Origin of the sequence: Burkholderia sp. Ac-20349 (assembly GCF_017104865.1) — a bacterium.
In the GTDB taxonomy this organism is placed as follows: Bacteria; Pseudomonadota; Gammaproteobacteria; order Burkholderiales; family Burkholderiaceae; genus Burkholderia; species Burkholderia aenigmatica.
Map to the genome: position 1 here is coordinate 1 of NZ_JAAGPM010000243.1, position 6,470 is coordinate 6,470.

The 6,470-nt window shown below is 68.6% G+C and carries 4 protein-coding genes; 3 read left to right on the forward strand and 1 reads right to left on the reverse strand.

The genetic code is table 11. The features are described from left to right. Window positions 1–70 precede the first annotated feature (70 nt). Complete coding sequence (locus G3N61_RS37440; protein WP_205824929.1) at window positions 71–1,033, reverse strand: ornithine cyclodeaminase family protein; 963 nt, start codon at window positions 1,031–1,033, stop codon at window positions 71–73. A 380-nt stretch (window positions 1,034–1,413) separates the two neighbouring features. Between G3N61_RS37440 and G3N61_RS37445 the strand changes: the two genes are divergently transcribed. The 3 genes from G3N61_RS37445 to G3N61_RS37455 all read left to right on the forward strand — a co-directional run. Further along, window positions 1,414–2,193 carry an ABC transporter substrate-binding protein gene (locus tag G3N61_RS37445; protein WP_089450007.1) on the forward strand — a complete coding sequence of 260 codons (780 nt, stop codon included), beginning with the start codon at window positions 1,414–1,416 and terminating at the stop codon, window positions 2,191–2,193. Between the two features lie 67 nt (window positions 2,194–2,260). Further along, a complete protein-coding gene (locus G3N61_RS37450) occupies window positions 2,261–3,505 on the forward strand; it encodes an FAD-binding oxidoreductase (protein ID WP_205824930.1) in 1,245 nt (414 codons plus the stop codon). A gap of 524 nt (window positions 3,506–4,029) precedes the next feature. Next, the coding region (locus tag G3N61_RS37455) for a hypothetical protein (RefSeq protein ID WP_205824931.1) at window positions 4,030–6,470 on the forward strand (2,441 nt) is incomplete at its 3' end.

A 6,470-nucleotide genomic window follows, 5' to 3' on the forward strand; every position in this document is an offset into this window, starting at 1 on the left:
ATGCCCGTGCGCCCGCGCGCGGCCGCCGCGGCGGTTGCGCCATTGTATCGGCCCCGCGCGCGCGTGCCGCTCATGCGCGCGTCTGGTGCGTGTACAGCGCGTGTGCGATCGCGATGTCCTCGAGCCCGAGGCCGATCGAGCGGAAGAAGGCATGACGGGCGTACGACGGTGCCGGGCAGGCGCCGGCGACGAGCGCGGGCAGGTCGCCGACGATCCGCGCGGCGTCCCAGCCGTGTTCCGCCGTCGCGATCTGCATCTCGCCGGCGCTCGCGGGCGTCGTGAGCCGGTAGTCGCAGTACACGTCCATGTCGGGCAGCCACGCGGGCGGGATCTCGTGTGCGCGCGCGACGTTCGTGCTGATCGACGTGACGAGCGCGGGGCGCGTGAGCATCCCGTCGCCGAGCACGGGCGTGCCCGACGACGTGCACAGCATCACGACGTCTGCGTCTCGTACGCAGGCTTCGACGCTCGTGGCGGCGCGGGCGCGCGGATCGAGCTGCGCGAGCGTCGTCTGCTGCGCCGCGTCGCCAGCGAGCGCGGGCGAGTACACGCGGATCGTTTCCCAGTCGCGCAATCCCGCCGTGTGCCGCAGATGCGCGAGGCCGACCGCGCCTGCGCCGACGATCGCGAGATGGCGCGCATTGGGCGGCGCGAGGCAGTCGACCGCGAGCGCGGTCGTGCCGGCGGTGCGCTCGACGGTCAGCAGGCCCGCGTCGCACCACATCAGCGGCTGGCCCGTGCGCATCGACATCAGCGCGGTCCACGCGGTGACGATCGGCTTGCCGCCCGTCACGACATACGGCGACAGCTTCGCGCCGAACACCTGCGCGTCGGCGAGCGCGCCGAGATACGTGATGAAGTCGCCGGCCTGGTCGGGAAACAGCGTGAGCGTTTGCGGCGGCTGCACCGCGCGCGCCGCGGCGAGCGACGCGAACATGCTGCGCAGCGTGCCGAGCACGTCGAGCGACGGCAGGGCCGCGCGCACCGCGGCTTCGTCGACGGTCAGCGGCAGGGTCGGGGCGGTTTGCGTCATGGGGACATCTCCGGTCGGGGCCGGACAGGACTGTCTCGTTCGACGGTGTCCGGCAGTGTTCGTGATGGACGAAAAGTCTAATATAGACAAACGAAGTCGGGAGAATTTTTCTTTTCGAGACTCCATTTCGCCGCGTGGTGCTGAAAAAGCATCAATAAATCAAATGCATTCCGGGTGGTCGGCGGCATTTCGAGGCGGTGTATCGGGGCACGATTCTCGTATCCCCTATAGTCTATAGTAGACTTTGAGTCTATATTTCGCGTGCAGGATACGACGCGTCGCCGCATGGCGGCCGCCTGCTTCGAATGCCGATCCGGCGCCCGGCCGAGGCCGTCGTGCGACCGATCCTCATCGCCTCAATCCAGAACGGAAGGACCGTCATGAACTGGAAGCTCTCCCTCTGCGCCGCTGCGGCGCTTGCCTGCGCGGCCGTCACGGCCCACGCGGATCAGACCACGTTGCGCTTCGGGATCGAAGCCGCCTATCCGCCGTTCGAGAGCAAGACGCCGGCCGGCCAGCTGCAGGGTTTCGACGTCGACATCGGCAATGCGGTGTGCGCGAAGCTGAACATGAAATGCGTCTGGGTCGAGAATTCGTTCGACGGCCTGATCCCGGCACTGCAGGCGCGCAAGTTCGACGCGATCAACTCGGCGATGAACATCACGTCGAAGCGCCGGCAGAGCATCGACTTCACGCCGGCGATCTACGTGGTGCCGATCGTGATGATCGCCAGGCACGGCTCGCCGCTGCGGCCCGACGTCGCGAGCCTGCGCGGCAAGCACGTCGGCGTGCTGCAGGGCTCGTCGCAGGAGGATTTCCTGAAGGCGCACTGGGCCAATGCCGGGGTGGCCGTCGTGTCGTACCAGGATCAGGACCAGATCTACGCCGATCTCGTTGCAGGTCGTCTCGACGCGGCCGTGCAGGAAGCCCAGACCGCGCAGGACGGTTTCCTCGACAAGCCGGCCGGCCGCGACTACCAGATCGTCGGCGAACCGCTGAAGGATCCGGCGACGCTCGGCGAAGGCACGGGCTTCGGGATGCGCAAGAACGACAAGGCGCTGCAGGCGAAGATCGTCGGCGCGCTCGATGCGCTGAAGAAGGACGGCACGCTCAGCGCGCTGTCGCAGAAGTACTTCAAGCGCGACATCGTCGCGAAGTAACCACCGCCGCGCGCCGGCCGCCGCGCCGGCGCGCGTCGCTTCGAATCTCGACGCAGTACGGGGAACCATGGATTTCGACGTCATCGTTCTGGGGGCCGGCATCGTCGGCGTGTCGTCGGCGCTGCATCTGCAGGATCGCGGGCTGCGCGTCGCACTCGTCGACCGGCGTGCGCCCGGCGAGGAAACGAGCCACGGCAATGCGGGGCTGATCGAGCGCTCGTCGGTCGTGCCGTACGCGTTTCCGCGCCGGCTCGGCACGCTGCTGCGCTATGCGCGCAACCGCTCGGTCGATCTCTACTGGGACTACCGCGCGCTGCCCGCCTATGCGGGCTGGCTCGCGCGCTTCTGGCGCGAATCGTCGCCGCAGCGGCTCGCGGCCGCCGCGCGCGACCTGCTGCCGCTCGTCGCGGCGAGCGTCGTCGAGCACGACGCGCTGCTCGCGCGCACCGATGCGCAGCCGCTCGTGCACGACGGCGGGTGGATCGAGGCGTTCCGTTCGCCTGCGCTGTTCGATGCGGAAACCCGTGCGCAGCAGCGCGTGGCCGACGCGCACGGGCTGCGGATGACCGTGCTCGATGCGCGTGCGCTGCGTGCGAGCGAGCCCGGTATCAGCGACGCATTCTGCGGCGCATTCCACTGGCAGGACCCGAAGACCGTGTCGAGCCCGGGCGGGCTGACCAAGGCCTACGCGCGGCTGTTCGAGCGCGACGGCGGCACGTTCGTGCGCGGCGACGCCAAGACGCTCGCGCAGGTGAGGGACGGCTGGCAGGTCGGTACCGAACACGGGCCGATCTCGGCGCGCTCGGCCGTGGTGGCGCTCGGGCCGTGGTCCGATCACGTCTTTGAGCCGCTCGGCTACCGGATTCCGCTGCGGGCGAAGCGCGGCTACCACATGCACTACCGGCCGACGCGCGCGCCGTTGAACGTGCCCGTGTGCGATACCGAGGAAGGTTTCGTCGTCGCGCCGATGGAAGGCGGCCGCCTGCGGCTCACGACCGGCGTCGAGATCGCGCTGCGCGGTGCGCCGCCGACCGGTGTGCAGCTCGCGCGCGCCGAACCGCTGGCGCGCGACGCGTTCGGCATCGGCGAGCGGCTCGATCCCGAGCCGTGGCTCGGGATGCGGCCGTGCACGCCCGACATGCGCCCGGTGATCGGGCCCGCACCGCGCCATCGCCACCTGTGGTTCGCGTTCGGCCATTGTCACCACGGGCTCACGCTCGGCCCCGCGAGCGGGCGCCTGCTCGCCGAAATGATGACCGGCGCGCCGACCTATATCGATCCCCATCCGTACCGGCCCGCGCGCTTCGGCTGAACGCGCGGGGCGCGACGATGCCGCTCCGGCCATCGTCGCGCCCCGCATCGCGCTCCGGTGGCGCGTTGCGGCTGTCACAGTTTTTCATTCTGCTATCCGTATTAATGGCGGCTACGCAATCGGAAATGATCTGCGTAATCGTCAAGAAAGAAATAGCGCGATAAATAAAATAAGCAAATTCGCGATTAGGCAATACATTTTCATTTCGCTGAAATACGCAATGGGCAGCCGGCCCTGACGAGGTGCGGCACCGTCTGGAACGGCCGTTCCGGTGTCCTGCACGATGTACCGGAACACGTTACTACGGGGCTCGCAAACGTTACGTTACATCCGCGTTCCGTCGACCTTTTTCGTCCGATGATTCGGGCTCCACATCCCGTACTTTTCGTCGGAAATCCATTAAAAAAACGTTATTGCCACGCAATAGGCAGACGAATGAATTAATTTTTTTGAATTGGCACGCTTCGTGCAATCCGTCCCCATGCTTTATCAACGTAGTGCCAACCGAGATGGGGAAAATAAAGATGGGACAAAATCTTAAATTGACGGGTGTGGCGCTGTCGGTCGCGACGGTGTTCGGGGTGCTGGCTTCGGGTTCCGCGATGGCGGGGGCCCTTGATGCGCTGCCGATTCCGCAAGTGATCGTCAACCCGCAGACGAACGGCGTGTCGGTCGGGCTGGTCGCGACGGGTACGTCGCCGCTCGGCTCGGTCACCTTGGCGGCAGGTGGGGCAGGCGCGATCCAGACGTCGCTTGGCGATCCCGGCCAGGCACTATCGGGCGCCGTGGGGGCGGTGACGGGGGCACTCGGCGGTGGCGGCGGCACGGTGCAGCCGCTGGCGCCGGTACAAGGCGTGGTGAATCAGGTGACGGGGGCACTGAGCGGCGGCAACCCCGCCGGCGCGCTGATCGGTGCGCTGAATACGGCGACGGGGACGCTGAGCAACGCGGTTGGCACGGCAACGGGGGCACTGGGTAATGTCGGCGGCGGGTCGAACCCGCTGGCGCCGGTGCAAGGTGTCGTCAATCAAGTGACGGGGGCGCTCGGTGGCGGCAACCCGGCTGGTGCGTTGACGGGTGCACTCGGTACGGTGACAGGTGCACTGGGTAATGTCGGCGGCGGGTCGAATCCGCTGGCGCCGGTTCAAGGTGTCGTCAATCAAGTGACGGGTGCGCTCGGTGGCGGCAATCCGGCTGGTGCGTTGACGGGTGCACTCGGTACGGTGACCGGTGCATTGGGCAATGTCGGTGGCGGCGCGAACCCGCTGGCGCCGGTTCAAGGTGTCGTCAATCAAGTAACGGGTGCGCTTGGTGGCGGCAACCCGGCAGGCGCGTTGACGGGTGCGCTCGGTACGGTGACCGGTGCGCTGGGTAATGTCGGTGGCGGGTCGAACCCGCTGGCGCCGGTGCAAGGTGTCGTCAATCAAGTAACGGGGGCGCTCGGTGGCGGCAACCCGGCAGGCGCATTGACGGGGGCACTCGGCACGGTGACCGGTGCACTGGGTAATGTCGGTGGCAGTTCGTACCCGCTGGGCGCGGTTCAAGGCGTCGTCAACCAAGTAACGACGGCGCTCAATAGCGGCAACCCGGCTACCGCATTGACGGGTGCACTCGGTACGGTGGCGGGTGAGCTCGGTGCCGGCAATCCGGCAGGCACGGTGACCGGTGCGATCGGTAACGTGACGGGGGCGCTGGGCGCATTGGGCGCTATCGGCGGCGGCGCGAATCCGCTGGCGCCGGTCCAGGGCGTCGTCAATCAGGTGACGGGCGCTTTGAGCGGCGGCAATCCGGCGGGTGCGCTGACGGGCGCACTGACCACGGCGACCGGGACGTTGAGCAACGCACTCGGTACCGCAACGGGCGCACTGGGCGGCATCGGCGGCGGTTCGAGCCCGCTGGCACCGGTACAAGGTGTGGTGAACCAGGTGACGGGCGCGCTCGGTAGCGGCAACCCGGCAGGCGCACTGACCGGCGCACTCGGCACGGTGACGGGCGCACTGGGCGGCATCGGTGGCGGTTCGAGCCCGCTGGCGCCGGTACAAGGCGCGGTGAACCAGGTCACGGGCGCACTGGGCGGCATCGGCGGCGGCGCGAACCCGCTGGCGCCGATCCAGAGCGTCGTCGACCAGGTCACGGGTACGCTCGGCAGCGGCAACCCGGCCGGCTCGCTGAGCAACGCGGTCAACACGATCACGGGCACGCTCGGCAACGTCGGCGGGGCAGGGAGCCCGCTGGCGCCGGTGCAGGGTGTCGTCACGCAACTCGCGGGCACGCTCGGCGGGTCGAGCCCGCTGGCGCCGGTGCAAGGCGTCGTCAACCAGGTCGTCGGCACGCTGTCCGGCGCAGGTGGCGGTAGCCCGATCACGCCGATCACGAACCTCGTCAACGGCCTGCAGAACGCGCTGCCGACGGGCGGCAACCCGGCCGGTGCGCTGACCGGCGCACTCGGCTCGGTGACGGGCGCGCTCGGCAACCTCGGCGGGTCGAACCCGCTGGCGCCGGTGCAGGGCGTCGTGAACCAGGTCGTCGGCGCGCTCGGCAACAGCAATGCGGTCGGCACGGCCACGAACGCACTGGGTAACGCGGTCGGCTCCGTCGTGGGCGCGCTCGGCAACGTCGGCGGGTCGAACCCGCTGGCGCCGGTGCAGGGTGTCGTGAACCAGGTTGTCGGTACGCTCGGCAACGTCGGCGGCACGAACCCGCTGGCGCCGGTGCAGGGCGTCGTGAACCAGGTTGTCGGCACGCTCGGCAACCTCGGCGGATCGAACCCGCTGGCGCCGGTGCAAGGCGTCGTGAACCAGGTCGTCGGTACGCTGTCGGGCGCGGCGGGCAACAACCCGATCGCACCGATCACGAACCTCGTGAACGGCCTGACCGGCGGCAGCAACCCGGCCGGTGCACTGACCGGGGCGCTCGGTTCGGTGACGGGCGCACTCGCGAACGGTCCGGTGGCCCTCGGGCAGGC

Coding starts and splice junctions, on each gene's coding strand:
- G3N61_RS37450 (WP_205824930.1), top strand. CDS start 2,261: ATGGATTTCGACGTCATCGTTCTGGGGGCCGGCATCGTCGGCGTGTCG.
- G3N61_RS37445 (WP_089450007.1), top strand. CDS start 1,414: ATGAACTGGAAGCTCTCCCTCTGCGCCGCTGCGGCGCTTGCCTGCGCG.
- G3N61_RS37440 (WP_205824929.1), bottom strand. CDS start 1,033: ATGACGCAAACCGCCCCGACCCTGCCGCTGACCGTCGACGAAGCCGCG.